This window comes from Pseudoalteromonas sp. CR1 (assembly GCF_019392235.1).
In the GTDB taxonomy this organism is placed as follows: Bacteria; Pseudomonadota; Gammaproteobacteria; order Enterobacterales; family Alteromonadaceae; genus Pseudoalteromonas.
In genome coordinates, this window is sequence record NZ_JAHXRM010000378.1 from 1 (window position 1) to 258 (window position 258).

Consider the following 258-nt stretch of genomic DNA (forward strand, 5'->3'; position numbering starts at 1 on the left):
GGTGGTGAGCCGCAATAACACCGTGATCAAGCAGGTCGACGGCGAGGGCTTTCGCGCGGAAGGCTACTCGGCGACGTTCAAGGATTGCCGCATCAAGTATTTCATCTTCCAGGGCGCCGATGGTTTGCAGCGCGTTAAGTACGATCCGGCGCCGCTGTTGTCGGTAAAGCAGAATTGCCGCCAGCCGTAACGGCTGTTTCTTTCCTTGCGAGTTGAATGCTGATGAGTGTGTTGCGTGGTGTACCCGTAGCGTTGTTG

General features: G+C 56.6%; 1 protein-coding gene. It reads left to right on the forward strand.

Going from position 1 to position 258, the window contains the following annotated elements:
- Window positions 1-190, forward strand: a 190-nt coding sequence (locus tag KZZ04_RS19795; RefSeq protein WP_219423970.1) for a hypothetical protein, incomplete at its 5' end; no start/stop codon positions are given.
- Window positions 191-258 lie beyond the last annotated feature (68 nt).